This window comes from Streptomyces sp. NPDC002566, from assembly GCF_042889585.1.
In the GTDB taxonomy this organism is placed as follows: Bacteria; Actinomycetota; Actinomycetes; order Streptomycetales; family Streptomycetaceae; genus Streptomyces.
In genome coordinates this window covers 1,361,248-1,387,589 of sequence record NZ_JBIARD010000001.1, presented here as the reverse complement: position 1 = coordinate 1,387,589, position 26,342 = coordinate 1,361,248, and the positions used below count along the sequence as shown (strand labels likewise).

Annotated in this window: 23 protein-coding genes; 10 read left to right on the top strand and 13 right to left on the bottom strand. The window is 73.8% G+C overall.

The window, feature by feature from the left end; genetic code table 11:
• The first annotated feature begins 78 nt into the window (after positions 1–78).
• Complete coding sequence (locus ACFYXA_RS06125) at positions 79–966, top strand: Gfo/Idh/MocA family oxidoreductase (protein WP_351340253.1); 888 nt, start codon at positions 79–81, stop codon at positions 964–966.
• A 140-nt stretch (positions 967–1,106) separates the two neighbouring features.
• On the opposite strand, the gene ACFYXA_RS06120 is transcribed toward ACFYXA_RS06125, so the two are convergent.
• Complete coding sequence (locus tag ACFYXA_RS06120; RefSeq protein ID WP_351098613.1) at positions 1,107–1,385, bottom strand: GlsB/YeaQ/YmgE family stress response membrane protein; 279 nt, start codon at positions 1,383–1,385, stop codon at positions 1,107–1,109.
• A gap of 204 nt (positions 1,386–1,589) precedes the next feature.
• Between ACFYXA_RS06120 and ACFYXA_RS06115 the strand changes: the two genes are divergently transcribed.
• Positions 1,590–1,796 (top strand): hypothetical protein, encoded by a 207-nt coding sequence (locus ACFYXA_RS06115; protein WP_352251702.1) that lies wholly within the window; start codon positions 1,590–1,592, stop codon positions 1,794–1,796.
• Between the two features lie 98 nt (positions 1,797–1,894).
• On the opposite strand, the gene ACFYXA_RS06110 is transcribed toward ACFYXA_RS06115, so the two are convergent.
• A complete protein-coding gene (locus ACFYXA_RS06110; RefSeq protein WP_389028550.1) occupies positions 1,895–2,386 on the bottom strand; it encodes a DUF5709 domain-containing protein in 492 nt (163 codons plus the stop codon).
• Positions 2,387–2,535: 149 nt separating this feature from the next.
• On the opposite strand from ACFYXA_RS06110, the gene ACFYXA_RS06105 reads away from it, so the two are divergent.
• A complete protein-coding gene (locus tag ACFYXA_RS06105) occupies positions 2,536–3,240 on the top strand; it encodes a Type 1 glutamine amidotransferase-like domain-containing protein (RefSeq protein ID WP_389028547.1) in 705 nt (234 codons plus the stop codon).
• A 31-nt stretch (positions 3,241–3,271) separates the two neighbouring features.
• Here ACFYXA_RS06105 and ACFYXA_RS06100 read toward each other — a convergent pair whose 3' ends face one another.
• From ACFYXA_RS06100 to ACFYXA_RS06085, 4 genes are all read right to left on the bottom strand, one after another.
• Positions 3,272–4,792: a hypothetical protein gene (locus ACFYXA_RS06100; protein ID WP_389028544.1), complete on the bottom strand. Its 1,521-nt coding sequence runs from the start codon at positions 4,790–4,792 to the stop codon at positions 3,272–3,274.
• 227 nt (positions 4,793–5,019) lie between these two features.
• On the bottom strand, positions 5,020–7,374 hold the full coding sequence (locus ACFYXA_RS06095) for a glycoside hydrolase family 65 protein (protein WP_389028541.1): 2,355 nt from the start codon (positions 7,372–7,374) through the stop codon (positions 5,020–5,022).
• Positions 7,371–8,123 carry an HAD family hydrolase gene (locus ACFYXA_RS06090; protein ID WP_389028538.1) on the bottom strand — a complete coding sequence of 251 codons (753 nt, stop codon included), beginning with the start codon at positions 8,121–8,123 and terminating at the stop codon, positions 7,371–7,373. Before ACFYXA_RS06090 ends, ACFYXA_RS06095 begins: the two co-directional genes overlap by 4 nt.
• 80 nt (positions 8,124–8,203) lie before the next feature.
• Positions 8,204–8,599, bottom strand: coding sequence for an SgcJ/EcaC family oxidoreductase (locus ACFYXA_RS06085; RefSeq protein WP_352251691.1), 396 nt, complete (start codon positions 8,597–8,599; stop codon positions 8,204–8,206).
• A gap of 56 nt (positions 8,600–8,655) precedes the next feature.
• On the opposite strand from ACFYXA_RS06085, the gene ACFYXA_RS06080 reads away from it, so the two are divergent.
• A complete protein-coding gene (locus ACFYXA_RS06080; RefSeq protein WP_352251689.1) occupies positions 8,656–9,291 on the top strand; it encodes a nucleoside/nucleotide kinase family protein in 636 nt (211 codons plus the stop codon).
• Between the two features lie 30 nt (positions 9,292–9,321).
• Here the strand turns inward: ACFYXA_RS06080 and ACFYXA_RS06075 are convergent, their stop codons facing one another.
• From ACFYXA_RS06075 to ACFYXA_RS06055, 5 genes are all read right to left on the bottom strand, one after another.
• On the bottom strand, positions 9,322–11,145 hold the full coding sequence (locus ACFYXA_RS06075; protein WP_352251687.1) for a hypothetical protein: 1,824 nt from the start codon (positions 11,143–11,145) through the stop codon (positions 9,322–9,324).
• A gap of 8 nt (positions 11,146–11,153) precedes the next feature.
• Positions 11,154–12,056 carry a carbohydrate ABC transporter permease gene (locus tag ACFYXA_RS06070; RefSeq protein ID WP_352251685.1) on the bottom strand — a complete coding sequence of 301 codons (903 nt, stop codon included), beginning with the start codon at positions 12,054–12,056 and terminating at the stop codon, positions 11,154–11,156.
• Positions 12,053–12,964, bottom strand: coding sequence for a carbohydrate ABC transporter permease (locus ACFYXA_RS06065; protein WP_389028532.1), 912 nt, complete (start codon positions 12,962–12,964; stop codon positions 12,053–12,055). Before ACFYXA_RS06065 ends, ACFYXA_RS06070 begins: the two co-directional genes overlap by 4 nt.
• Before the next feature lie 122 nt (positions 12,965–13,086).
• Complete coding sequence (locus tag ACFYXA_RS06060; RefSeq protein ID WP_389028529.1) at positions 13,087–14,409, bottom strand: ABC transporter substrate-binding protein; 1,323 nt, start codon at positions 14,407–14,409, stop codon at positions 13,087–13,089.
• A gap of 277 nt (positions 14,410–14,686) precedes the next feature.
• Positions 14,687–15,814 (bottom strand): ROK family protein, encoded by a 1,128-nt coding sequence (locus tag ACFYXA_RS06055; protein WP_389028526.1) that lies wholly within the window; start codon positions 15,812–15,814, stop codon positions 14,687–14,689.
• Positions 15,815–16,133: 319 nt separating this feature from the next.
• Here ACFYXA_RS06055 and ACFYXA_RS06050 point away from each other — a divergent pair, with 319 nt between their 5' ends.
• The 5 genes from ACFYXA_RS06050 to ACFYXA_RS06030 all read left to right on the top strand — a co-directional run bounded on the left by ACFYXA_RS06050 (position 16,134) and on the right by ACFYXA_RS06030 (position 23,521).
• Complete coding sequence (locus ACFYXA_RS06050; protein ID WP_389028523.1) at positions 16,134–17,042, top strand: N-acetylglucosamine kinase; 909 nt, start codon at positions 16,134–16,136, stop codon at positions 17,040–17,042.
• A 240-nt stretch (positions 17,043–17,282) separates the two neighbouring features.
• A complete protein-coding gene (locus ACFYXA_RS06045; protein ID WP_352251677.1) occupies positions 17,283–19,199 on the top strand; it encodes a phosphatase PAP2 family protein in 1,917 nt (638 codons plus the stop codon).
• Between the two features lie 181 nt (positions 19,200–19,380).
• The gene (locus ACFYXA_RS06040; protein ID WP_352251675.1) at positions 19,381–20,298 is read left to right on the top strand and encodes a MurR/RpiR family transcriptional regulator; all 918 of its coding nucleotides are present in this window, start codon (positions 19,381–19,383) and stop codon (positions 20,296–20,298) included.
• A 330-nt stretch (positions 20,299–20,628) separates the two neighbouring features.
• Entirely contained in the window at positions 20,629–21,009 is a 381-nt protein-coding gene (locus tag ACFYXA_RS06035) for a hypothetical protein (RefSeq protein WP_352251673.1), read from the top strand.
• A 139-nt stretch (positions 21,010–21,148) separates the two neighbouring features.
• Entirely contained in the window at positions 21,149–23,521 is a 2,373-nt protein-coding gene (locus tag ACFYXA_RS06030; protein WP_389029087.1) for a SpoIIE family protein phosphatase, read from the top strand.
• Positions 23,522–23,535: 14 nt separating this feature from the next.
• Here ACFYXA_RS06030 and ACFYXA_RS06025 read toward each other — a convergent pair whose 3' ends face one another.
• Positions 23,536–24,312, bottom strand: a complete 777-nt coding sequence (locus tag ACFYXA_RS06025) for a peptidoglycan-binding protein (protein ID WP_389028518.1) — start codon at positions 24,310–24,312, stop codon at positions 23,536–23,538.
• Positions 24,313–24,367: 55 nt separating this feature from the next.
• Positions 24,368–25,219, bottom strand: coding sequence for a RimK family alpha-L-glutamate ligase (locus ACFYXA_RS06020; protein ID WP_389028515.1), 852 nt, complete (start codon positions 25,217–25,219; stop codon positions 24,368–24,370).
• A 191-nt stretch (positions 25,220–25,410) separates the two neighbouring features.
• On the opposite strand from ACFYXA_RS06020, the gene ACFYXA_RS06015 reads away from it, so the two are divergent.
• The gene (locus tag ACFYXA_RS06015) at positions 25,411–26,259 is read left to right on the top strand and encodes a bifunctional methylenetetrahydrofolate dehydrogenase/methenyltetrahydrofolate cyclohydrolase (RefSeq protein ID WP_389028512.1); all 849 of its coding nucleotides are present in this window, start codon (positions 25,411–25,413) and stop codon (positions 26,257–26,259) included.
• Positions 26,260–26,342 lie beyond the last annotated feature (83 nt).

The window sequence follows — 26,342 nt, the reverse complement described above, 5'->3', positions numbered from 1 at the left end:
GAGGCTCGCACACGGCCTGCGCCGTTTTTCGTACGCCGCCGGCCGTGATGTCGACCGGCAGCAGGGAGAGTCAGCGGGATGCGCATCGGTCTGCTCGGCACCGGCCCCTGGGCGCACATGGTGCACGCCCCCGTCCTGGCCGCGCACGACGGCCTGGACTTCGCCGGCGTGTGGGGCCGCCGCCCCGACGCGGCGAAGGAACTGGCCGACGCGCACGGCGTCCGCGCCTACGACGACGTCGACGCGCTGCTCGCGGAGGTGGACGCGGTGGCGGTGGCGCTGCCGCCGGACGTGCAGGCGGAGCTGGCCGTGCGGGCCGCCGGGGCCGGGTGTCATCTGCTGCTCGACAAGCCCGTCGCCACGACGGTGGCGGGCGCGCGGGCGGTGGAGCGGGCCGTACGGGAAGCGGGGGTCGCCTCGGTGGTCTTCTTCACCACCCGGTTCCTTCCGGAGCCGGAGGCGTGGATCGCCGAACAGGCCGCGGCCGAGGGGTGGTTCACGGGGCGTGCGCAGTGGCTGGGCGCGGTGTTCTCGGCCGATGACCACCCCTTCGCGACGCCGTGGCGCCGGGAGAAGGGCGCGCTGTGGGACGTGGGTCCGCACGCGCTGTCGGTGCTGCTGCCCGTCCTGGGCGAGGTGCGGCGGGTGGCGGCCGCGGTGCGGGGTCCCGGCGACACCGTGCAGGTGGTCCTGGACCACTCCGGGGGCGCCTCCAGCACCATGACGCTGAGTCTGACGGCGCCGCCCGAGGCGTCGGGCACGGCCGTCGAGGTCCGGGGCGCGGCGGGGGTGGCTCGGCTCCCGGAGAGCGCGGCGGGCGCGGCGGTGGCGCTCGGCCGGGCCGCGGACGCGCTGTGCGCGGCGGCCGATGGGGGCCGTCCGCACGCCTGTGACGCGGCCTTCGGCCTGCGGGTCACCGAGGTGCTCGCCGAGGCCGAGGCCCTGCTGGGCGGCGGCGCGGGCTGAGCATGGGCCGGCCGTGAGCCGGCCGTGGCCGGACACACGGAGACGCCGGCGGATCCGCCGGCGTCTTGCCGAACCGGCGTGCCGACCGGGCGTGCCGCTGGGGCGGCCCGGTCGGGCACGTCGTCACTGCGAAGGGACCGTCAGGCGTGCCGGTGCGAGCGCCGGTTGCCGGTGACGGCCCGGTAGAGGACCAGCAGGATGAGCGATCCGACGATCGCGGCGATCCAGGTGGACAGGTCGAAGAACCCGTCGATCGAGTCCACCCCGAAGATCACCTTGCCCAGCCAGCCGCCGAGCAGACCGCCGACGATGCCGATGAGCATGGTGACGATGATCCCGCCCGGGTCCTTCCCGGGCAGCAGCAGCTTGGCGATGGCACCGGCGAGCAGGCCAATCAGGATCCAGGCGATGACGCCCACGGTTCCTCCCATGTCCGTGCGAATACTTGTATGCCTTCCGGATGCACCAGCACGGCGTCTCCAAACCTGTCAATGCCCCCGGAGTGTGATCTGCGTGGCCTCCGGATGCAGGGTCCGCTCCCGCGATGAATGGTGTTAGTGGGCCCGCCGCGCCCCCGGCGGCCGCACGGGCCCGAAGCAGCCCTCCGGACCGAGGAGCACACCATGTCGACCTCACAGCCCGGCGCCTCCGGGCCGTCCTCCGACCGCGTCACCCCCGACGCCCTGCTCCACACCCGCACCGGCACCGATGTGTCGCCGGAGGACATGGTCCTCGCCGCGGGCCGGGACCTCACCCCGCGCAACCTGGAGTGGGCGCGGCGCAAGCTCGACGAGGAGGGCCCCAACGCGATCGAGAAGCTGCTGCCCTGACCTGCGGGCCCCTGGGGGGTGCGGGCAGCGCGACGGCCCCGTCGCCTGCCCCTGAGGAGCAGGTGACGGGGCCGCCCAGGCGACTCCCCTACGGGGGCTCAGGGCAGGTCGCGGTCTTCGACGACGTGGACGGCCGCCTCCTCCGCGCCCGCGGCGCCGCCGTCGATGCCGACGTCCGTGGCGGTCTCCTCCTTGGTGGCGTCCGGGTGCGCGCCCTCGTCCGGGGCGACCAGCCGGCCGGCGCGGGCGTCGCCCGCCTCGGGGTCGACCGGCTCGCCCTCGCCCCCGGGGAGGTCGCCGACGCCGTCGCCCGCGGGCGCCTCGACGTCGGGGACCTCCTGGGCGAGGCGCTGGTCCAGCGTCTCGCCCTCGTGCTGCTCGGCCGCCGTGGTGCCGTACTTGGTGACGCCGAGCGGCTTCTCCGGCGGGGAGTAGCCCTCGTCCAGGGTGTCGTCGTAGGTGCGTTCGTCGAGCGCGTCCTGAAGGTCGAGCGGCGCGGCGTCCTCCTGCTCCTCGTTGGTGCCGGTGGGCTGGTAGGCGTCGTCGGCCGTGGGCGCGTCGTTCGCGGGGTTCTCGGGCTCCGTGGCCATGGTGCCTCCCTGGGCTGCTGCGACGGTTGCGTCGCCTGTGATGGTCCTCGTTGTGCCGTTCGGGTATCCCCGCCACCCGTGGCCCAACCCCGTCGGCCGTGCCCGGCCGCCGCCGGAGCCCGGGCCCGGCGCCGGGAGAGAATCGGGGCATGCCCCTTCCTGACGAGCCCCGCCGTGTCGCCCTCCTCGGGGGCGGCTTCTCCACCGACTCCGACGGCGTGCTCGACGACTGGGTGCTGGGCCTCGCCCGCCGGCCGCGCCCGAAGGTGTGCTTCGTGCCGACGGCGAGCGGCGACGCCGAGGGATACGCCGAGCGGTTCCTCGCCGCGTTCGCCGGGCGGGAGTGCGAGCCGTCCGTCCTGCGGCTGTTCCGGCGGGAGGCGGACGATGCGTCGCTGCGCGCCCACCTGCTGGAGCAGGACGTCGTGTATGTGGGCGGGGGCAACACGGCGAACCTGCTCGCGGTGTGGCGCGTCCACGGGGTGGACCGGCTGCTGGTGGAGGCGTACGAGCGCGGGACGCTGCTGTGCGGCATCAGCGCGGGCGCCAACTGCTGGGCGCGCGGCTCGCACACCGACTCCTTCGGTCCGCTGACCTTCCTGCCGGACGGGCTGGGTCTGCTGCCGGGTTCGGTGTGCCCGCACTACGACAGCGAGCCGGGCCGCCGGCCCTCCTACCTCCGGGCGGTGGCGAGCGGCGCGCTGCCCGCGGGGTGGGCGCTTGACGACGGGGCGGGCGCCCTGTTCACGGACGGCGCCGTGACCCGGACCGTCGCCCGGGCGCCGGGGGCGCACCTGTACCGGGTGGAGCCCGACGGGCGGGGCGGTGTCACCGAGACGGTCTTGGGCCCGTGAGGCACGCCGGCCGAGCGTGACATGAGTCGCCTCATCCTTGGCCGCCCCCGGCGGGTCGTGGGGCGAGGTGCAGGTCCAGGCCTGCCGAGGGGTGGCGGGTCCAGGTCCGGGCGTAGCCGGGCGGTGGGCCGCCCGGCGGGGAGAGAGCGGCCGTGGGGACGCGGCGGGCGGTGCGGAGGATGCCCGACTCGGTGGTGTCGGCGTTGTTGCCGCTGGTGGCGGCCGAGGAGCAGCCGGCGTAGAAGGCGACGGGGATGGCCTCGGTCCCGGTGAGCAGACAGGGCGGCCGTACGCCCAGCCGGTGCAGGTCTGCCGCGGTGCGCGCCCAGTCGAGGCGGTCGGCGGCGGTGCGGTCCACCAGGCGGTCCAGGACGACGTACTGCACCGCCAGATGGCCCGTCAGCAGCAGGGCGGTCACGACGGCGGCGGCCGGGCGCCATCGGCCGTCGGGCCGCGTGACCAGGTGGAACAGTGCGTCGGCGACCGGGATGGCGAGCAGCGCGTAGACGGGCTGGAGGAAGCGGGGCGCCGCGTAGCCGATGAGGAACAGGTACGGCAGGGCGGCGGTCGTGGCGCAGACGAGGAGGAGCAGCGTGGGCGCGGTCCGCCCGGCCCGCACCGCGACGGCGAGGCCGGCGGCGGCGAGCAGCGGCAGCAGGACCCACCAGGCGGTGATGACCGGGTTGGGCAGCGGCCCGGTGCACGGGCGGCACAGGGCCCGGCCGATCAGGGCGCGCATCTGGTCGTCGACGGCGAGGTTCCGGCCGAGCCCGCCCTGGATGCGGGAGCCCTCGGCGAGCCGCCGCAGGGGGCCGCCGTGGCTCGTGTACGCCTCGATCACCCACTGGCCGACGCCGGTCGCCAGGCCCCCGGCGAGGAAGAGGGCGGCGCGGACATGGCGGCCCGCCAGGGCGAGGGCGAGCAGCGGCGGCGCGATCCAGACCGCGTCGGTGGGCCGCATCCACGCCATGAGCGCCGCGCCCGCGGCCACGCCCCACAGGGCGGCCCGGTCGCGGTGGTCGGCGCGGGCCCGCAGCAGGCAGCCGGTGCAGGCCAGGGCCCCGAAGGCGACCCACTGGTTGGGCATGGCCGCCGGGCCGTAGAACAGGGTCACCCACAGGGTGGCGAAGAGGGCGCCGGCGAGGGCCAGGACCCGGGCCGGGAACAGTCCCCGCCAGACGCGCAGGGCGAGGTACAGGCCGAGGCCGGACAGCAGCGCGAGGTAGACGCGCAGCAGTGCCGTGGAGGTGGACCAGGAGGCGACCGGCGCCACCAGCAGGGTGACGCCCCGGGCGCGGGGCGCGCTGAAGAACGCGGGCGGGGCCTGGGCGGAGACCTGGCTGACGTACACGGTCTCGTCCCAGCCGAGGCCCAGACCGAAACCGGGGCCGAGGGTTCCCACGCCGGGGACGACGAGGATGAGTTGGGCGAGCGTGAAGGCGGCGGCCACGGCGGCGAGCGGGCGGACGCCGCGCGTCCGGCGGATGCCGGGCTGGTTCGCCGGTGCGCCGCGCTGCCGACCTATCGGCAGGGCGTTCGTGCCGTGGGCCATCTGCACCCCTCGTTCCGGACGCGGGAGAGCCGGGCAGTCCCGGATCCGCCGCGCGGGGGAATCCCGGGGTCGCGGAACGGAGAAACAGCGCGAACCGCGAGAAACACGATCAAAGTAACCCGGTTCGGGCGGAGGCGCAGGGCGGAGATCAGCCCGGGTGCCGCACGCCCGGCGCCCCGCCGGTGACGGGCGGGACACCGGGCGGGGCCGGTCGGCGGGGCGGGCGGTCAGCCGGCGCGCGGGGCGCGGTGCGGGGGCTGTTCGGGCGCCGGGCGGGACCGCTGCGGCGGCACCGTGCGCGCCACGGGGCCGTCGCCGTTCAGGGTGAGCGCGCTGCCGTGGTGGTGGATCGTCAGCGCGTCGCCGGACAGCAGGGTGTAGACGGCCTTGTCGGGGCCGACCTCCACCCGCAGCCGGCGGCCCCGGACCTGGATGCAGAAGGCGAGGCGGCTGAACCGCTCGGGCAGCCGGGGTGCGAAGCGCAGGGTGTCGCCCTGGCGGCGCAGCCCGCCGAACCCGGCGACCAGGGCCGTCCAGGTGCCGGCGAGGGAGGCGATGTGCAGGCCGTCGCGGGTGTTCTGCTGGAGGTTCTCCAGGTCCATCAGGGCGGCCTCGGCGGTGTAGGCGTAGGCCAGGTCGAGATGGCCGGCCTGGGCGGCGACGACGGCCTGCCCGCACGCCGACAGGGAGGAGTCCCGCACGGTCAGCGGTTCGTAGTAGGCGAAGTTGCGGGCGACCTGCTCGTCGTCGTACTCCTCCTCGAAGTGACTGCCGCAGAGGTACATCGCCAGCACCAGGTCCGCCTGTTTGACGACCTGTTTGCGGTAGAGGTCGAAGTACGGGAAGTGCAGCATCAGGGGGTACTGGTCGGCGCGGGTGCCGGCGAAGTCCCAGCGCTGGTAGCGGGTGAAGCCGGCGTGCTGTTCGTGGACGCGGAGTTCGTCGTTGTACGGGATGTGCACGGCGCCGGCGGCGTCCCGCCAGGCCGCGCTCTCCTCCTCGTCCACGCCGAGCGCGGCCGCCTCGCGCGGGTGGCGTTCCACCACGTCGGCGGCGGCGAGGAGGTTCGCGCGGGCCATCAGGTTGGTGTACGTGTTGTCGTCGGCGACGGCGCTGTACTCGTCGGGGCCGGTGACGCCGTCGATGTGGAAGACGCCGTGGGCGTCGTGGTGGCCGAGGGAGCGCCACAACCGGGCGGTCTCCACGAGCAGTTCGACGCCGGTCTCCGCCTCGAAGCCGGTGTCGCCGGTCGCGGCGACGTACCGGACGACGGCGTCGGCTATGTCGGCGTTGACGTGGAAGGCGGCGGTGCCGGCCGGCCAGTACGCGGACCCTTCCGAGCCCTCGATGGTGCGCCAGGGGAACGCGGCCCCGCGCAGGCCGAGTTGGGTGGCGCGCTCACGGGCGGGGGGCAGGGTCTGCTGCCGCCAGCGCAGCGCCTCGGCGACGGAGTCGGGCGCGGTGTAGGTGAGCAGGGGCAGCACGAACGTCTCGGTGTCCCAGAAGGCGTGGCCGTCGTAGCCGGAGCCGGTCAGGCCCTTGGCGGGGATGGCGCGGCCCTCGGCGCGGGCGCCGGCCTGCAGGACGTGGAAGAGGGCGAAGCGGACGGCCTGCTGGATCTTCTCGTCGCCGTCGACCTCGACGTCGGCGCGCGCCCAGAAGTCGTCGAGGTAGGCCCGCTGGTCGTCGAGCAGGCCCTGCCAGCCGCTGTGTCCCGCGGCGGCGAGGGCCGCTTCGACCTGGTCGCTCATCGCGGGCCGGGAGCGGACGCCGGACCAGCCGTGCGCGACGAGCTTCTCCACGCGGAGCGTCTCGCCGGGCTCCAGCACGGAGGTGACGGTGAGCCGGGCGACGTCGACGTTGCTCTCCGCGCTGGTGGTGGTCCGCTCGGGGCCGCTGATCGTGTGGTCGGCGGCCACCGCGACGCGCAGGCCGCTGCGTTTGGTGCGGTGGACCAGGCGCAGCCGATGGTCGGCGGCGACGTCCTCCTCGGGCTCCAGCGGCGACTTCAGGGCCTTCGCGGCGCGCGGGTCGCCGTCCGGCTCGGGCACGCTCTCGTTGGCGACCAGTTCGGACTGGATGACGACGCGTGAGCGGCTGTCGACGGCCTCGACCTCGTAGGCGACGGCGGCGACGGCCCGCTGGGTGAGGGAGACCAGCCGGGTGGAGCGGACCCGGACGGTGGACCCGGCCGGCGAGGTCCACTCGCAGGTGCGTTCCAGGACGCCGCGGCGCAGGTCGAGGACGCGTTCGTGGGAGACGAGGCGTCCGTAGCGCAGGTCGAAGGGCTCGTCGTCGACGAGGAGCCGCATGATCTTGCCGTTGGTGACGTTGATGACGGTCTGCCCGGACTCCGGGTAGCCGTAGCCGGCCTCGGCGTAGGGCAGGGGGTGCACTTCGTGGACGCCGTTGAGGTAGGAGCCGGGCAGGCCGTGCGGTTCGCCCTCGTCGAGGTTGCCGCGCCAGCCGACGTGCCCGTTGGACAGGGCGAACACGGACTCGCTCTGGGCGAGGACGTCGAGCTTGAGGTGGGTTTCGCGCACGCACCACGGCTCGACGGCGTAGGAACGGTCGGTGATCAAGCGTCTCCCCCCAGGTCGGCCAGGTCGGCCAGGTCCTTGACGACGATGTCGGCTCCGTGCGCGTACAGGGCGTCGGTCTGCCCCACCCGGTCGACGCCGACGACGTAACCGAAGTGCCCGGAGCGGCCGGCGTCCATGCCGGCGAGCGCGTCCTCGAAGACGGCGGCGTGGGACGGTTCGACGCCGAGGTCGCGGGCGGCGGCGAGGAAGGTGTCGGGGCGGGGTTTGCCCGGCAGTCCGCGTTCGGCGGCGACCACGCCGTCGATCCGCACCTCGAACAGGTCCTCGGCGTCGATCGAGCGCAGCACGTCGCGGGTGTTGGCGCTGGACGAGACGATCGCCGTGCGCAAGCCCCGGTCGCGGACGGCGGCGAGGTAGCGCAGGGTGCCGTCGTAGGGCTCCACGCCCTGGGTGCGGATCTTCTCCAGCAGCAGGTCGTTCTTGCGGTTGCCGAGGCCGTGGACGGTGGGCGCGTCCGGCGGGTCGTCGGGGCTTCCCTCGGGCAGGGTGATGCCGCGTGAGGCGAGGAAGGTGCGGACGCCGTCGGCGCGGGGGCGGCCGTCGACGTACTCGTCGTAGTCGTGGGACGAGTCGAACGGACGGAAGCCGTCGCCGTCGCGTTCGCGCAGGAACGCGTCGAACGCCTCCTTCCATGCGGCCGCGTGCACCACGGCCGTCCGGGTGACGACCCCGTCGAGGTCGAAGAGGCAGGCCTGGATGGTGCCGGGGAGTCCGAGCGTCGTCGTCATACGGGTTCCCGTTCCCTGGCACGGGGCCGCCATCGGTGTGGCGCGCGCCACATCGGCATGCCGGCGGGGGCGCCTCGGTCTCAGTCGTGCGGGAAGGAGTGGTGTTCGTGGGCGATCACCCAGCGGCCGTGCTCCTTGCGCAGACCGAACGTCAGGCGCAGTCGCAGCGTGGGCCGTTCGGCGAGTTCCTCGGGGGTGCCGCAGCGCAGCAGCGCGTGGGCGTAGGCCACGTCCGCGCCGGCGACGACGTCCAGGGTGTCGATCTCGAACCGGGCGCCCAGCGCCTGCCAGGCGAAGAACGGCGGCCAGAGCACCCGGTAGGCGGCGAGCCCCCGGATGCCCTCGTGGGGCGGGGTGACGTAGTACAGCAGGAGGTCCTCGGCGTGGTCGGCGAGGACGGCCTGGATGTCACCTTTGTGCACGGCCTGGGCCCAGCGGGTGATCAGGGCGCGGATCTGCTCGTCGTCCTCCGGCACGTACTCCTCCTCTCCCCCTACGGGTCTCCTACCAGGGGACTGTGACACTCTGCTGTGTGCTCACTTTCGACGAACTGCTGACCCGTGCCCGGGGACTCGTCCGGGGCGGCGAGCGGGCGTTCCTCGGGATCGCCGGCAGCCCGGGCTCGGGCAAGACGACCCTCGCCGAGCGGCTGGTGCGGGAGCTGAACGGCGGCGGGCCGTGGGCGGCGCATGTGCCGATGGACGGCTTCCATCTGGCGGACGCCGAGCTCGACCGGCTCGGCCGGCGCGGGCGCAAGGGCGCGCCGGACACGTTCGACGCTGCCGGGTACGCGGCGCTGCTGCGGCGGCTGCGGGAGGAGGCCGGCGGTGACGAGGTGGTGTACGCGCCGGGCTTCGAGCGGGTGCTGGAGCAGCCCTTGGCCGGCGCGGTCCCGGTGCCGCCGCAGGCGCGCCTGATCGTGACGGAGGGCAACTACCTGCTGCTGGGCACGGGCGCGTGGGCGCGGGTGCGGGCCGCGCTGGACGAGGTGTGGTTCTGCGAGACGGACGAGGAGGAGCGGGTGCGCCGGCTGGTCGCCCGGCACGAGGAGTTCGGCAAGGGTCCCGCCGAGGCGCTGGCCTGGGTGCTGGGCACGGACCAGCGCAACGCCGATCTGGTGGCGGCGACCCGGGAGCGGGCCGATCTGGTGATCCGTCCCGGGTTCTGACCGAGCGCCTCCCCCGCTGCCGGCGCGCGGTCAGGCGGGGAGCAGGGTCAGCTCCGGTTCGCCGTGGGCGTCGTCGGGGCCGAGTACGGCGGTGAAGCGGGCCGTCCGTACGGTGATCCCCTCCGGGTTCCGTTCGACCCGCACCGTGAGCGGGTCCGAGGTGCCGTAGCGCACGGCGAAGACGTGCAGGTCGTCGGGGGCGTCGGGGACGGGTCCTGCCTCCAGGGCGGTGGAGGCGACCAGGTGGCTCCAGCCCTCGTCGGGGTTGCCGTAACCGCGCGGGTCGGCGGCGAGGGCGAAGGCGGCCTGTTCCTGGGTGACCTCGCTGCGGGCGTCGAAGCGGTCCGGGCCCCGGCCGTCGGGGTGGGTCAGCCGCAGGGGGCCCGCGGAGGCGACCGCCACCTGGGAGGTGCGCCGCACCCGGTCGCCGTCGTCCTCCGCGTAGGGCAGGCCGGCCAGCAGGTACGGCGTGCCGTCGAGGCGCTCCACGGCGACGGTGGTCCACAGGGCCGCGCCGTCGGTGACGTACAGGGAGCGCACGTACCGCAGGACGTGGTCGCGGCCGACGACCGGCTTGGTGACCAGTTTGGCGGTGAGGTCCCCGGCGCGCAGGTCGCGGACGCGGACCTCGCCCATGGGGCGGCAGAGCAGGAAGCCGTCGGTCACGGGGCCGAAGCCGTGCTGGCGGCCGACCGCGGCGGGCAGGCAGTAGGCGCCGCCCGCCTCGACGATCGCAGGGGTCATCCGGTCGTCGAAGGCCACGGAGACGGTCCCGCAGCGCAGTTGGTGGCGCACGGTCCGGGTGGAGGGGGTGCGCTGCCAGCGGCTGTCGTCCTGGATCTGCCAGACGAGCATCCACGCGAAGTGGCCGTCGACCCCGCCGTCCGGCTTGACCGCGTACCGGGCCCAGCGGCTGTCGCCCCGGTAGCGGCCGAGGTCGGCGCCGATGCGCTGACCGAAGTAGCGCAGGCCGAGGACGGACTCGAAGGCGGAGTGCTGTTCGCTGTAGCGGGGGCCGCCGTTGTCGAAGCCGCCGCCGGTCAGCCGGGCGTCGATGTAGCGGGCGAGCGTGTCGCCGTCCTCGGCGAAGACCTCCTCGCCGCTGACCCGGTGGGCCTGTGCGAGGAAGGACAGCGAGATCGGGCCGTAGTTGTTGTCGTAGGCCCCGCCGTGCTCGGGGGGCAGCAGGGCGCCCCGGTCGCGGACCCGGTGGGCGCGGATCTCGTCCGTGTACAGCCGCAGCGCCCGCGCGCGGACCGCCGCCGCCTGCTGCGGGAGGTGGCGGGCCAGCATCAGGCCGCCGACGACGCAGCCGATGGCCTGGTTGCCGGCCTCCTGCGGGTTGAAGAAGGTCGCCTCGGTCAGCCAGCGCCAGTAGCCGTGGCCGAGCAGCGCCAGGTCCCGCCGCTGTTCGTCGTCGAGGAGGCCGTCGGCGAGTTCCAGCACGTTGACCAGCTGGAGCAGCGCCCACACGGTGCTGGGCCAGTCGCCGATGGGGTGCGCGCCGGGTTCGAGCACGTAGCGGGCGTACGGCAGGCGGGAGTCGCGCAGGCGCAGGTTGGGGTAGCCGGGGTTGTCCTCGGTGTAGACCCGCTCGCGCAGGTGGAAGGCGAGGCTGCGGCGCACCGCCTCCGGCAGCCTCGGGTCCTTGCCGCGCTGCCAGGCGAGCGCGAGGAGCGAGGTGATGCCGAGGGAGGTGTCGCCGATGTCGTCGTCGCAGTCGGGGTGTTCGAGGTTGCCTTCCGGCGTGATGCGCCGCAGGGCCTGCTCTACGACGTCGGCGAGGACGGCGTCGTAGGCCTCGGGCGTGTCCGGCAGGTCGTGCAGCGGGCCGCGCTGGTGAGGGAGGTGCACGGGTACGGTCAGTCCTTCAGTCCGGCGTTGATGTCGGCGCCCATGACGTAGCGCTGGAAGACCAGGAAGACGGCGATCAGCGGGATCATGGAGATGACCGACGCGCCCAGCAGGACCGACCAGTTGATGTTCTGCGCGCCGACGATGCTCTGGATGCCGATCTGCACGGTGAACTTGTTGGGGTCGTTGAGCATCAGCAGCGGCCAGATGTAGTCGTTCCAGCGCCACTGGAAGGACAGGATGGCGAGGGTCAGCATGATGGGCCGGGAGAGCGGCACCATGATCCGCGCGAAGATGGCGAGTTCGCGGGCGCCGTCGATGCGGGCGGCTTCCACGAGTTCGTCGGGCACCGTCAGGAAGAACTGGCGGAACATGAAGCATCCGGTCGCGGTCAGCACGGCCGGGAGGATGATGCCGGCGAAGGAGTTGTAGAGGCCGAGGTTGCGGACCACCAGGAACTCGGGGGCGAGCATGACCTCGCCCGGCAGCATCGTGGTGGCCAGGATGCAGACGAAGAAGACCTTGAGCCACTTGTTGTCGTACTTGGCCAGCGCGTACCCGGTGCAGCAGCTGACCCCCACCGTGAGGATCGTCGTGATCACGCACACGATGGCCGTGTTGATGAAGTACTGGGAGAAGTTGGCGCTGTCCCAGGCCGCCTTGAACCCCGTGAGGGTGGGGTTGTGGGGAACCAGCGTCAGCGGATAGGAGAACAGGTCGCTGGCCGGCTTGAAGGCGCTGAGGACGAACCACAGCACCGGCAGTCCGTACAGGCACGCCATGATCCACAGCAGGGTCGTCGCGGACACCGCCTGCCGGAGCCCGCCGGTGGCCGCCTTGGGGGGCCGCTTCCTGACGACGGGCTGCTCGGCGTCGGCGTCGAGCGGGCGGGGCATGTCTGTGGTTGTCATCGGTTCTCCACCCGCCGGTTGACGATCAGCTGGACGATCGCGACGGCCATCAGGATGAGCATGAGCACGAACGACGCGGCGCTCGCGTAGCCGATCTGGCCCCGTTTGAATCCGGTCTCGTAGATGTACTGGACGAGCAGGTTGTTCGAGGTGCCGGGTCCGCCGTTGTTGAGGGCGACGAACACCGGGTATTCCTTCATCGCGTTGATCGTGTTGAGCAGGATGACGATGAACGAGGTGGGCGCGATGCTCGGCAGGGTGATGCTGAAGAACTGGCGCCAGGGGCCGGCGCCGTCGAGCGAGGCCGCCTCGTAGTACGACACCGGCACGTTCTTGATCGCGGCGATGAACAGCAGCATCGAGAAGCCCGTCCAGGCCCAGGACGCCGCCATCACCACCACGAGCAGCGACAGGTCCGCGTTCGACTGCCACGGGACGGCGCTTCCGCCGAACTGCTCGATGATGTAGTTGACGAGCCCGAAGTTCTCGCCGAACAGCCACCGCCACAGCACGCCGACGACGATGGGCGACAGCAGCCACGGGATGAAGAAGATGACGCGGGCGACCGACGCGCCCTTGGCGTGCTTGCTCACCAGCAGGTTGGCGGCGAGGAGCGAGACCGCGAAGTTCAGCGGCACGAAGAGCACGGTGTACAGCAGCGTCCGGCTCAGCGCGTCGTAGAACGTGGAGTCCCCGAACAGGTTGTGGTAGTTGTCCAGCCCGATGAACTGGAACGCCCCGACACCCGTGTAGTTCGTGAACGAGTAGAGAAGCCCGATCACCGCCGGCCAGACGAAGAACAGCGAGAAGAGCACGACGTTGGCCGCGATGAGGACGAGCGGCGCGAGGGTGTACTTACTTCGTCTCCTGGCCGGGCTCGCGGGCACGTCCGAGGCGCGTTTTGTCATCTTGCAGACTCCGTGCTGGGGGTTGGATTGCTGTGGGCTCGTGCCATGAGCCCGGCGTCACCTGGGCGCCAGGGCCGGGCGGCGGTGTCTCGGGGTCCACCGCCCGGCCCTGTGGTCTGCGATCAGCCGCCGACCTGCTGGTTGTAGCCGGCGACGATGTTCTCCAGCGCCTTGTCGGGCGACTGCTGGCCGTTGATCGCCTTGCCGAGCTCCGTCTTGGTCGGGTCCTCGGTGAGGCTCTTGCCCTTCAGCACCCACTCGGTCTGCGCCGTGTTGAAGTAACCGGAGATCGGGGCGTAGAGCGGGATCGACTCGTTGTACAGCTTGAACGCCGCCTGCGCCGCCGGGGAGGTGAAGGGGTACTTCGGGTTCAGTCCGCTCTCGACCGGCAGGAACCCGGACGCCTCGCACAGCGCCTGGTAGTGGGCCGGCTCGTACAGCCAGGACAGGAACTTCGACGCGGCGGTGGCCGCCTCGCCGTTGTTGTTGAAGCCGACCGTCAGGCCGCCGCTGTTGACGTCGCTGGCCTGGACGGGCTGGGCGGGCGTCGGGACGCTCGCCCACTCGAACTTCTTGATGCTCTCCGCGAAGGCGGGCACCTGCCACACGCCGGACCAGTAGGCGACCACGTCACCGCTCTGGAACATGGCGGACGGGTCGGCGCCGGACGTCCACACCGACTTCGGCATGGTCTTGTCGTCGTTCCAGCCGACGAAGGTGTTCACGGCCTTCTTGGTCGCGTCGTCCACCGAGAACTTGCCGGAGGAGTCCGCGTGGACGTACTTGCCGCCCATCTCGTAGACCATGGCGCGCAGCCGGGACGGCGACTGGTCGAAGGTCAGGGAGTACTTGGCCTTGGTCTTCTCGCGGACCGTGTTGGCCGCCTTGATGAAGTCGGTCCAGGTCCAGGTCTTCTGCGGCGAGGCCGGGAAGGTGACGCCGGCCTTCTCGAAGAGCGTCTTGTTGATGTACAGGCCGGACGCGGTGACGTCCGAGGGGATGGCCAGCACCTTGCCGGAGGAGTCCTTGGCGAGGAAGTTGGCGTTGATCTTGTTGCTCTTGTTGTTGGCGATGGAGCTGAGGTCGATCAGCTTGCTCGACCAGATCGGGTCCAGCGCCGGCACGGTCGCCACGTCGGGCAGGGAGTTCGCCTGCGCGGCGTTGTGCAGCTTCGTCGGGTAGCCGTCGTAGGGGATGTTGACGAGCTTGATGGCGACGCCGGTTTCCTTCTTGTACTGCGCGACCGCGTTCTTCCAGCCCGCGTCCTGCCCCGGAACCGTGGAGATCCAGAACGTCAGCGACTTGGCGTTGCCGCCCGAGTCGGAGCCCGACCCGCAGGCGGAGAGCAGAAGGGCACCTGCCGTGGCCACGGCAGCGAGGGGAACCACACGGCGTATGCCGCCGCGGCCGAGTCGGCGGGAGCGCCGCACACCCACACTGGTCATTTTCGATCCCTTTTCGTCGTACTGGACGGAGCACGGCGCCAGCCGAGGCGGCACGGGTGCAGTTTGCAGGTGATGTCGCTTTCCGGGGGGCGCGGCCTCGCCCGGCCGCAGCCATCCTGACGGGTGGGATCCCCGGCCGCCGTGGCCGTCGTCACGCGAGCACGCCCTCGCGTGGCTGCCGTACCTCGAAGTACGGGCGGGACGCTCACCCCGAGTCGGCGTCCCGGCCGACTTAGAAAGCGCTTGTCCGGACATTGGCAGACCGAGTCGGAGGCCGTCAATCCTTCGCCCCCGCCGCTTCGGTCACGGTTTGGACTCCCCGGGCGACGGCGAGCCGCGCCGCCCCCACGACGGTGCCGAGATCGCCGATCGTGCTGCTGACCACGTCGGTGGGCCAGCTCAGCCGCTCCAACTCGGCCCGGACACCGGGCAGGAGCTGCGGGTCGGCGCCGGTGCTTCCGCCCAGCACGATCAGGCCGGGATCCAGCACGGCGGTCACGGCGGCGGTCAGCCGGCCCACGTCGACGGCGTGACGGTCGACGACCGCGCGGGCCGCCCGGTTCCCCTCGCCGGCGAGGGCCAGGAGCCGCTCGGTGGTGCGCGGGCAGGGCCCGTCGGCGTCCGCCCAGGCCTCGGCGGCCCTGCGCAGCAGGGAACGCGCCCCGATGTACTCCTCCAGCGCCTCACGGCGCGGCTCACGGCCGTCGTCCCAGGGGTAGGGCAGCCGGGCCAGCTCTCCGGCGGCGCCGTTCGCCCCGCGCAGCACCCGGCCGCCGACGACGATGCCGAGACCGATGCCCACGCCGATGCGCAGGTAGCCGAAGGTGTCCCGGCCCCGGGCGGCGCCCTCGTGGAGCTCGGCGAGCGCCGCGCAGTTGACGTTGTTCTCCAGGTGGACGGGGACGTCGGGCGGCAGCGCGACCCGCACGGCGTCGAAGACGGGGCCGGCCTTGGCGGTCGCCGGGCGCATGCCGCCGCCCTCCCGCGCGGTGACGTCGCCGACGGCGACGACGATGGCGCGCAGCGGGGCGGCGCGGGGCAGCGCTCCGAGCGCCTCGCGCACCACGTCGGCGGCGTCGGGGCGGGGGCCGGCCGCCTCGGCGAGCAGCGCGCCGTCCAGGGCGCAGCCGCGCACCCGGGTCAGGGCGGGGCCGAGGTCGACGGCGAGCACGGTTCCGGCGGCCGGGCCGAGGCGGTAGACGGCGGCGGAGCGGCCCGTGCCGCTGGAGGCGGTGCCGGAGTGGGCGGCGAGCCGGGCGCTCTCCAGCTCCGCGACGGCGGAGGACACCGTCGGCTTGGACAGGCCCGCGAGGGTCGCGAGCTGCGGCCGGGTGGCGGCGCCCGCCTCGGCGAGCACGGTGAACACGGCGCCCGCGCTCTCGGTCAGGCGGGGGGTCCTTGCCACGTCGAGTTCCACACTTTCCCCACTCAGGTGATGGGCCGCGCTCCCGGGGGCGGTAGCCCTCGCGGGACGCGGGTGACGGGATGCCGTGACGCCGGCGGGCCGCGGCGGACCGTGAGATCCGGCCGGCGGGCGGATGCGCGACGCACTCTTGACGCACTGTACTTCGTTAGTTAACTTCCTAACGAACGTCACGGTACTCGCCTGCCGTGGTCCGTCAGAAGCCCGTCCCGGGGCTTCCCTAGTTCTCCGCACCTCTCCCGGCACGGTTCGCCCACCGTCGCGGCACATGGCTCCATCGCGCTCCGACGAAAGAGGATCCGTGCAGGACTCTCCCCCCGCGTGCGCCCTCGTGGTCGGCATCGACGTGGGCGGCACCAAGACCCATCTGCGCGCCCTGGCGGGCGACACGACGGTGGCCGAGCTGGTCCGTCCGAGCGAGGGCTGGCGCCCGCACGACCCGGTGGCCGCCGCCCGTTGGCTGGCCGCGCTGATCGCCGACGCCCTGCCGGCGGGCGCACGCCCGGCCGCCGTGGCCGTCGGCGCTCACGCCTGCGAGACGGAACTCCAGTGCGCGCGGATCCGCACCGCGCTCGGACCCCACGTCGACGCGCCCGCGCTGGTCGTGGGCGACGCCGAGCTCCTCGTCCCCGCGGCGGGCCTCGACAAGGGCGTCGGCCTGGTCGCCGGCACCGGTTCGGTGGCGGTGGGCCGGCTGTCCGACGGCAGGTCCGTCCAGGTGGGCGGCTGGGGCGCGGTCCTCGGCGACGAGGGCGGCGCGGCCGGCCTGGTCCGCGAGGCGGCCCGCGCGGTGTGGGCCGCGCACGACCGCGGGGAGGAGCCCGACGCCCTCGCGCGCGGGCTCACCGGCGCGTTCGGGGTCGCCGAGGTGCCGGGGCTGTGCGCGGCCCTGGAGGCCGCCTCGTCCCCGTCCGCCGAGTGGGGCCGGCACGCCCCCGCCGTCTTCGCGGCCGCCGCCGAGGGCTCCCGCCTCGCCGCGACCGTGATCGCCGAGGCCGGCCGCTCGCTCGCCGCCCTCGTCGCCCGGCTCGGCGCCCGTGGCGTCCCCGTCGGCGACGTGGTGGTGGCGGGCGGCACGATCCTCGCCCAGCCCGCCCTGTACGACGCCTTCACCACGGCCCTCGCCGAGTCCTTCCCCGGCACCCGGACCCACCCCCTGAGCGCTCCTCCGGCCCAGGGAGCGGTGGCGCTCGCGCGGACGCTGCTGTGAGGGGCGGCGCCCGGGCTGCGGGCGCCCCGCCGGTGGTCCGGGCCGGGCGGGGTCCGCCCGTTCATCTGCGGGACATGTCGCGGTCGTCGGGGCCTTGTCGGTGGGACACGGCCCGGCCGTAGATCTTCGAACGCACGCACCCTCCGGGCTCACGGGTCGTCAGAACCCGCGGCAGCGCACCGGATCAGCACGTCCCCCCTCCACGGCCGTACGGCCGCAGAACTGAAAAGAGGCACACCCATGCCGTCTACCGACGGGCACCGCGTCATCTCCCCCGTGGACAGGAGGGGCTTCCTCAGGACGTCCCTGGGCGGGGCCGCCGCCCTGGTCGCCGCCCCGACCCTGCTCACCTGGCCGGCCGCCGCCGGCGCGAAGGCCGCGACCGCGCCGCTCCCGTTCGCGGACGACTACAAGACGAACGTCCTCGCGAACCTCACGCCCGAGACCAACGCCGTGGTGCGGATCCTCGGCGGCATGGCCCAGGTCTGGAAGACCGGCGCCGCCTGGAACACCGGCACGCCGCTGCGCCCCGACGTGCTGCGCGCGAACATGCGCTACTGCGCGCGCCTCACCGACTCCCGCACCGAGGCGCAGGCGAAGGAGGCGTTCCTCTACGACCGCCAGCACCAGAGCTACGCGATGATCGGCGGCCTCGGCCCGCTGGCCGGCCTGTACAGGGCGGGCGCCAAGGCGGTCACGTCGATCACCAGCGCCCCGGACACGACTCCGCCCGCCAAGATCGACGACTCGGTGCCGGCCGACGCGCCCGCCGGTTCCGCGCTGGGCGCCGGCTCCCACACCTCCGACCTCGGCCAGGTGGCCAAGCTCGTCGACACGCTGCGCGGCCCCTACGCCTCCGGCAACCCGGGCAAGTACGCCTTCCAGTACCCGCGACCGTGGCGCATGAACGAGGACAGCGAGGTCGTCGACACCGGCAGGACCGACGCGCTCGGCTACCCGGTCTACGACTCCGAGGTCAAGGTCGCCCCGCAGCTGCTGCGCCAGCGCAGCGCCTCGCCCGTCGACGACGGCGGTTTCCCGAGCGGTCACACCAACGCCTTCCACCTGGCGGCGCTCGCGTACGCGTACGCCGTGCCGGAGCGGTTCCAGGAGCTGGTGACGCGGGCGCTGGAGCTCAGCCACACCCGGATCATGTCGGGCATGCACTCCACCGTCGACGTCATGGGCGGCCGGATCATGGCCACGGCCCTCGCCGCGGCCACGCTGGCCGACCCGGCGAACGCCGAGCTGAAGGCCGCGGCGCGGGCGCAGGCGCTGGCGTACTTCACGCAGCGCACCGGCACGACCGCCGACACCCTGTTCGCGTACGCCCACTCCGACGCGGGCGACCCCTACGCCGACCGGGAGGCCAACGCCCGCGCGGTCGAGCCGCGCCTGACCTATGTGCTGCGGCGGGAGGGCGGGGACGAGCCGCTGACCGTTCCCAAGGGCGCGGAGGCGCTGCTGGAGACGCGGCTGCCGTACCTGTCGGCGGCGCAGCGCCGGGAGGTGCTGCGCACCACCGCGCTGCCCGCCGGGTACGTGCTGCTGGACGGCTTCGAGCAGTGGGGCCGGCTCAACCTGTTCGCGGCGGCGGACGGTTACGGCGCCTTCGACTCCGATGTGACGGTCACCCTGGACGCGGCGGCCGGCGGCTTCCACGCGGCCGACGCCTGGCGCAACGACATCGACGGCCGGGGCTCCCTGACCAAGCGGGGCACCGGCACGCTCACCCTGAGCGGCGACAACCGCTACCGCGGCGGCACGGTCGTCGAGGACGGCGTGCTGGTCGCCGCGTCGGCGCGTGCGCTGGGCCGCGACGACGTGCGGGTGGCGGGCGGGACGCTGCGCGTCGCGGAACCGGCGCAGGTGCACGGGGTGTTCGCGCAGGAGGCGGGCACGCTGGAGTCGACGCTGCGGGCGGACGCGCGGCAGGCGGCGCTGACGGTGACCCGGCGGGTCGTGCTGGGCGAGGACAGCGTGCTGTCGCTGCACGTGGACGCGGAGCACGCCCCGGCCGTGGGCAGCACCCTCCGTGTGATCGACGCCCCGGCGCTGCGCGGCCGCTTCGCCCGGGTCGAGCTGAACTCCGAGACGCTGAGGGCCGTACCGCTCTACACGGCGGACGGTCTGTCGGTACGCGTCGTGAAGCGGTGACGCCCTGACGGCGGGGGCGGGGGCCCGGGTCCACCGGCGCCGCACCCGCCCCCGTCCGCAGCGCCCCCGGCGGTCCCCGTGCCGTTCTCCCCCGGGCCGCCCGCACCCGCCGCTCACGACCCCGGTCCGGCGTGGTCCGTGGGCTATGTTGAGCTTCGTGGGAGACAAAGGAGGACCACCGGTGCCATCGCCTCAGCAGGCACGCGCACAGGCATCCACGATCACCTCGGGCAGGACCGGTCCGCAGACGGAGGTGTCCGCGACGTCCCGGCTCCGGGCGCTCTTCGACGGGCCCCGGCTGTCGCCGGGTCAGCGGCGCATCGCGCAGTACCTGATCGAGCACATCACCGAGGCCGCGTTCCTGTCGATCACGGATCTCGCGGACCGGGTGGGCGTCAGCCAGCCGTCGGTGACCCGGTTCGCGGCGGCGGTCGGCTTCAGCGGGTATCCGGCGCTGCGGGAGAAGCTCCAGTCGATCGCGCTGGGCACCCTGGCCGGCGGCCCGGCGGAGGTGAACCGGAGCAACGAACTCCAGGCGGCGGTCGACGCGGAGATCGAGAACCTGGAGAACCTGCGCCGCGACTTCGCCGATCCCGACCAGGTGATCGACGTGGGCCGGCAGCTGTCGGACTCGGCCCCGCTGACCGTGCTGGGCCTGCGCATCTCGGTCTCGCTGGCCGAGTACTTCGCCTACGCCGCCCGGCGGGTCCACCCGGACGTGCGGCTGGTGACGCGGGGCGGCAGCGTCGCCTACGACGCGCTGCTGCAGTCCCGGGAGGCCGGCGGCACCTGGGTGCTGGCGTTCTCGATGCCGCGGCACGCCCAGGAGACGCTGACCGCCGTACGGGTCGCGCGCGGCGCGGGGCTGAAGGTGGCGCTGGTGACGGACCTGGCGCTGGGGCCGATCGCCGACGAGGCCGACGTCACCTTCGCCACCGGGACGGGCTCCCGTCTGGTCTTCGACTCCTACGCCGCCCCCGGTGTGATGGCCTCGGCGCTGCTCCAGGCCATGACCGACGCGGGTCCGGAACGCACCCAGGCGCGGCTGGAGGAGTACGAGCAGATCGCCGAGCAGCACCAGTTCTTCCTGCCCGAGTAGGCGAACGGGCGCGGAGGCCGTCCGCCGCTGCCCCGCACTCCCCGGTCATGGAAAACACGCAGAGGGATCATTGCGGTCATTTCGCGCATGAATGTTTTCATACGCCTTGCAAAGCGGACGGCATATATAAATACTGCTCCACGGCTCCACCGGCCCCCCGAGGGCTCACGAACGGACACCTGAAGCCGCCGTCCCCTACCCACGTCGGCGCGAGGGTGCCCGGGGCCTCGCCGGTGGCGGGGCCCTGTGGCGGCCCCGGTCCTCCCCTAGGCCGGGGCCGCCCCACACGTCGGACCACCCGTCCGCCACGACGCCGCACACCCGGAAGCGATGATCATGCCCCTGACGACGACGCGCATCAGCCCGGACTGGCCGTGCCAGGTCAAGAACCCCGGCAGCTACGACTGGGAGCGCTCCGCGGCCAAGTGGCTGCGCGAACTGGTGCCCGCGCGCTACGCCAGCTACCCGGCGCTGCTGCGGCACCCGGTCCTGCTGGCCCGCCACGCGCAGATCCAGGTCCAGCACGAGATCCGGGTGGCCCGCACCGCGCTGCAGACCGCGCGCGCCGACCTGCCGCGGCTCGGCATGCCCGAATCCGTCATCGAGCACACGATCAAGCTCTACGCGGCCGAGGTCATGCAGCTCCAGCACATCGCGCGCAGCGTCCGCGCCGTCACCGAGGCACTCGTGGAGCACTCCCCCGGACGCTGAACGGCATCCTCCGCTCCGGCCCCCGTGACGGGATAGCCGCCGGTGACAGGGTTGCCGCAAGACCGCGATCAAATGCGGTTGCATGTGCCATGCTCGTGCCGTGACGAGCGAATCCGCCCGGCCCGCCGAGTCCGGCGCCATGCCCGACATGGCGGCCCTCACCCGGATCGTGGCGCGCCAGCGGGCCGAGATGGACCGGCTGCAGAACCTGGCGGCCACCTCAGCGGTGCTGGAGCGGGCCAAGGGCGCGGTGATGGCGCTGACCGGCTGCTCCCCCGACGCCGCTCAGGAGGAGCTGCACCGGCGGGCGAAGGAGGCCCGGCGGACGCTGCTGGAGGAGTGCTGGGTCACCCTCGGCGGGCTGGGCCGGAGCGCCGCCGGCGCCGAGGCGGCCGGGGACGACGCGTTCGCCGGCCGCCGCGAGGAGAAGCCGGCGGCCTGGGACCCGTACCCGCCGCCGGACCAGGAACCGGCCGACCCCGCCGGCCTCGGCCGGCTCGCCAAGGCGCTTGTCCACGTCGGCGGCCCCCAGGACCTCGCCCGCTGTCTGCTGGAGCACCTCGCCCCCGGCGCCGACGCCGACGCCGTCATGATCTTCGCTCGGCTGCCCGGCGGCGGCCTCGAACTCGTCGGCCACGCCGGCGTCGACGACGTGCTGGCCGGGCAGTGGAGGCAGGTGCCGCCGCTGACCGGGATCGCCGCCCTCGACGCGCTGGAGTCCGGCGAGCCGCGCTGGCTGGAGAACCTCCGCGAGGACCGGCTCCGCTACCTGCTGATCGGCGACCCGCCCGAACGGTGGCCCAGCCGGGCCTGGCTGCCGGTGACGTCCGGGGACTCCGCCGACGTCGCCCTCGGCGTACTGCGCCGCCGCGAGGGCCCCTTCACCCCCGAGGTCCGGCAGCAACTGCTGTCCGCCGCCCGGTTGGCCGCCGGCGCGCTGCGCACCTTCGGGCCGCGGCAGCACCCGACGCTCGGCACGGTCCCCGACTCCGTGCAGACGGTGTTCGACCGGCTGCCGGTCCCCGCGGTGCTGCTGTCCCCCCTGCGCACCCGCGCGGGCGACGTCGAGGACTTCCGCGTCGAGGCGGCGACCGCCGGCGCGTTCGACGCCGTCGGCCGCTGCGGGCGCGAACTGCTCGGGCTGCGCTTCCTGGAGTGCTGGCCCAGCGTGACCGAGGAACCGCTCTGGCAGGGCTGCCTGACGGCGCTGGCCTCCGGACAGCCCTTCGAGAGCGAGCCGTTCGCCCGGCAGCAGACCGTCGCCGGCACGGGCGAGCTGGCGACGGTGTCGGCGCGCGCCGCGCGGCTGGGCGACGGACTGGTCGTCAGCTGGGTCCGGCACGACCCCTCCGACCGGCAGGAGCAGCGGCTCGCCGACGTGCAGCGGCTCGGCAACCTCGGCTGGGCCAACTGGAACCTCGTCACCGGCGAGATGAACTGGTCCACGCAGGTCTTCGCCATCCTCGACCGCGACCCCGCGCACGGCGCCGTGCCCCTCGCCCAGCTCCCCGGCCTCGCCCTGCCCGAGGAGACGCCCCTGCTGACCCGGGCCATCACCGAGCTGGTGCGGGAGGGACGGCCGTGCGACGTGCCGTTCCGCATCCTGACCCGCCAGGGCGTGCGGCATCTGCGGGCGGTCGCCGAGACGGTGTCGGACGTCCACGGCAGGCCCGTCGAGGTGCACGGCTTCCTCCAGGACCTGACCGCGCAGCGCAGCGCCGAACTCGCCCTCGTCGCCAGCGAGCGGGCGATCCTCACCCAGCACGGCGTGCTCCAGGCCGAGCGCACCATGGCCTCCCGCCTCCAGGACGCGCTGCTGCCGCTGCCCAGACGGCCCGTCCGGGTGGCCGGGCTGCGCGTCGACCTCGCCTACCTGCCCGCGCAGTCCGGCCTCAACGTCGGCGGCGACTGGTTCAGCGCCATCGAACTGCCCGACGGCGACGCCCTGTTCGTGGTGGGCGACGTCGCCGGGCACGGCATGGACGCCGTCGCCGCGATGGCGCTGCTGCGCTTCACCGCCAAGGGCATGATCATCACGGGATCGTCGCTGACCGGCGCGCTGGTCCGGCTCAACGCCCTGCTGCTGCACTCCCGCGACCCGCACGGCACCGCGACCATGATCCTGGCCCGCTACAACCCCGCCCGGCGGCGGCTGCTGTGGGCGCAGGCCGGGCATCCGCCGCCGCTGCTGCTGCGCGACGGGGAGGCCCGCTACCTGGCCCGGCCCCACGGCATGCTGCTCGGCGCGCGCGACAACCCGCACTACGAGGAGGCGGAGTGCCGGCTCCGCCCGGGCGACCGGGTCGTGCTGTACACCGACGGGCTCGTCGAGCGGCCCTCGGAGAGCATCGACCGCGGCCTGGAGCGGCTCGCCGACGCCGCCGTCGCCTCCGGGGCGCTCGGCCCGACGCAGCTGGGCGGTCTGCTCGGCGCGATGCTGGAGCCCGAGCGGCGCGACGACGTGTGCGTGCTGGACATCCGGGTGCCGACGGACGAGGAGGAGGCGCCCTAGCGGTCCTCGCGAGCTCATCCGGTGCGTGATTCCAGATCGCGGCGGGTGTCGTCGCCGTAGACGCCGCTCTCGTCGCCGCGGATGCCGTACCAGAGCTGGAAGCGGGCCACCGCCTCGGTGAGGACGCTGTCGTAGCGGCCGTCGGTGGCGCCGCCGTCGTAGACGTTCGGGATACGGCGCAGCCGCTGCTGCAGGTCGGTGACCTCCGCTCCGGTGTCGCCCTCGCGCAGGGTGCCGGCGCCGTCCGGGTCGGCCGGGGCGGACGGCTCGGGCGAGGCGATCGGGGCGCTTCCGGCGGCCGTCGGCGCGGGCGCGGCCGGGGCGGACGGCGGGGGCTGCGCGGCCGCCTGCTGGGCGCGGCCGGGCAGCAGCAGGGCGCAGGCGAAGCCGACGAGGGCCGCGGCGAGCACGGCGAGCGAGACGATGGCGATCCGGTGCGGGCCGGCGGTGCGGTCCCGGTCGGGCCCGGCGAGCCGGTCCGGTCGGGGCTCTCTGGGCGGCCTGCGCGCGTCGGCGGCGGCGCGCCGCCGGGACGGACCGACGCGCCCCCGGGTCGGCTCGACGCGCTCACGCCGGGAGGCGCGGCGGCTCACCGGCGGGATCTCCTCGGTGTCCGCCTCGGCTCCGGGCTGTCGCGGGGGCGGCAGCGGGACCGCCTCGTAGAGGTCGGCGTCCTCGGTCATCTCGCGGAACATCTGCGCCAGAGCGTCGGTGTTGCGCGGTCGCAGCACCCGGATGGGCTCCAGGACCTCGCGCTCGTAGGGCTGTCCGGGTCCGTCCGGTGTCGGCACGCTCTCTCCTTCCGGTGGTCCCCGGGGAGAGATACGGGCGCGCGGCCGAGGGGGTTCAGCCGGGGGTGGCGGGCCGGCCCAGGAAGCGGTGCAGGGAACGCGTGAGCGCGGCGACGAACGCGTCCCGGACGTCCTCGCCGAGGGCGTCCAGCGACAGGTACGGGTTGAGGTCCTCCAGCTCCACCAGCAGCAGCCCGCCGTCGGGGGCGCGGCAGGCGTCGACGCGCTGGACGCCGTGCGGGAGGCCGCTCCAGTCGATGAAACGCCGGGCGAACCCCACGTCCTCGGGGGTGGGCTCGTACGGCTGGAGCCGCCAGCGGCGGTCGGGGTCCGGGGCGTACAGGGCGTACTGGAGCTCGTCGTCGACGAAGTAGAAGGAGACCTCGTAGGCGAAGTCGACGTACGGCTGCACGAGTAGGGTCCCGTCGGCCGCCTCGGTGAGGGTGTGCAGGGCCTCGGGGCCGAGGACGCGCAGGCCCACGGAGTCGGCGCCGTGCTTGGGCTTGACGACATAGCGCTCGCTCACCGGCAGGCGGTCGAGGTCCTCGACCCGGTCCACGGTGGGGACGACCGGGAAGCCCTCGGCGCACAGGTCGAGCAGGTACTGCTTGCCGGCCATGTCCGCGCGGCCGGTGAGCGGGTTGTAGACCCGGGCCCCGGTGGCCAGGGCGCGCTCGCGGAAGGCGTCGTAGGCCTCGCGGTACCCGAGCACTGGCCCGCTGTTGCGGACGACGACGGCGTCGAAGGCGTCCATCAGCGCGGCGGCGTCCAGCGGGTGGCACAGGGCCAGGTCGAAGTCGGCGCGGAGCCGGGAGGTGAGGAAGACGTCCTCGTCGCCGTAGCGCCGGCCGCGGGCGGGGTAGGCGAGGTCGGTGACGTAGAGGAGACGGGCACGGGCGGCGGGCATGCGGATGCTCCTCGGACGGCGGCGGGGTGGTCCGGGAAGCGTACGTGGCGGGGCGCGGGCGGGATGAGACGGGCGGCGGGCACGGGACGGGCGGGACGTACGATGGCGGGTGGGGACCGGGGTGTGGGCCCGGTTCCGCAAGACCACCCCCCTACCGTCCGCTGAAGTCTCCTGAAGGGCTCGCGACTCCCGTGACCACCGCAACACTCCTTGACGGCAAGGCCGCCGCGGCCGACATCAAGAGCGAACTCGCCCTCCGTGTCCAGGCGTTGAAGGAGCGCGGGATCACCCCGGGGCTCGGCACGATCCTGGTCGGCGACGACCCGGGCAGCCGCTCCTACGTCGGCGGCAAGCACCGGGACTGCGCCCAGGTCGGCATCGCGTCGATCCGCGTCGAGCTGCCCGCCGACGCCTCCCAGGCCGACGTCGAGGCCGCCGTGCTGCGCCTGAACGCCGACCCGGCCTGCACCGGGTTCATCGTGCAGCTGCCGCTGCCGGCCCATATCGACACCCACGCCGTGCTGGAGCTGATCGACCCGGTCAAGGACGCCGACGGCCTGCACCCGGCCAGCCTCGGCCGGCTGGTGCTGGGCATCGCGGGCCCGCTGCCCTGCACCCCGCGCGGCATCATCGACCTGCTGCGCCGCAACCATGTGCCCATCACCGGCCAGCAGTTCTGCGTGATCGGCTGCGGAGTGACCGTGGGCCGTCCGCTGGGCCTGATGCTGACCCGTGCCACCGAGCACGCCACGGTGACCCTGTGCCACGAGGCCACCCAGGACGTCGCCGCCCACACCCGCGTGGCGGACGTCGTCGTGGCCGCCGCCGGTGTGGCGCACCTGGTCACCCCGGACTGGATCAAGCCGGGCGCGACCGTGCTGTCCGTGGGCCTCACCCGCACTGTGGAGGGCATCCTCGGCGACGTCCACCCGGACGTGAGCGACGTCGCCGGGTCGTTCGCCCCGCCGGTCGGCGGTGTGGGCCCGATGACGCGGGCCATGCTGCTGACCAACGTCGTGGAGGCCGCGGAACGGCAGTGAGCACGACGGCCGGGGCACTCGGTTCCCCCTCCGGAGGGAACCGAGTGCCATCGGGGGCGGGCGGGTGTTACGTTCCCTGCCAT